We start from the raw sequence: 970 nt of genomic DNA, 5'->3' as shown, positions 1-970 counted from the left end.
TGATCTTCCCCCGAAAAAATGGACAGGGTTAAGCTGCTTTTAGCTCCATCTCGATCGGGCTGATAAAGCCGATGGCGGAGTGACGACGAGTCCGATTGTAGAAGCCCTCGATATAGGCAAAGATATCCCGTGTGGCTTCTGCCCGTGTTGCATAGTGCCTGTGGTGGACGAGCTCCGTCTTGAGCGTGTGAAAGAAGCTCTCCATCGGAGCATTGTCATAGCAGTCGCCCTTGCGGCTCATTGACGCCCTGAGGCCGGCGGATTGCATCAGCTTGCGGTAATCCGCCGAGGCATATTGAACGCCGCGATCGGAATGGTGGATCAGGCCGGCACTTGACCGCTGCGCCGAGATCGCCATCCGCAAAGCCGCCAAGGGCAGGTCGGCGCGCAAATGATCCGCCATCGCCCAGCCGACAATCCTGCGGCTGTACAGATCCATGACGGCGGCCAGATAGAGCCAACCCGGATCGGTCTCGATGTAGGTGATATCGGCCAGCCAGATCTGGTTCCGAGCAGTGGCGATGAAGTTGCGGTCGAGCAGATTCGGGGCGATCGGCAGGTCGTGGCGGCTGTCGGTGGTCCGCACCCGGCGTGGCCGCGCCATGATGGCCCTGATGCCGTGACGCCGCATCAACCGCTCGATGCGACCACGGCTCGCCCCGCGGCCCTGAGCCTTCAACTCGACATGGATACGCGGGCTGCCATAACGCCCGCGGGTGTCGCGGTGGACCCGCCTGATGTCGTCGACGAGGTCACGATTGGCAGCAGATCGTCGGCTCTCCGGGCGCGAGCGCCAGGCATAATAGCCGGCCGGCGAGACGCCGAGCACGTCGCACAGGAGCGTCACCGGATAGTCGGCGCGGCGATCTTCGATGAAGCGGAATCTCATGTCCGTGTTCCAGCAAAGATCGCGATCGACTTTTTTAAAATGTCGCGCTCCATGCGCAGCCGCTCGTTCTCTCGCTGCAAA

At 61.6% G+C, this 970-nt stretch carries 1 pseudogene; it reads right to left on the bottom strand.

The features are described 5' to 3' along the window. Positions 1 to 28: 28 nt before the first annotated feature. Positions 29 to 970: pseudogene (locus tag AC0QUY_RS42595) on the bottom strand (IS3 family transposase); the annotation flags it as partial.

This window comes from Bradyrhizobium sp. WYCCWR15520 (assembly GCF_056174665.1).
Note: the sequence above shows the minus strand (reverse complement) of the source record. Positions and strands in the feature narration are given on the sequence as shown.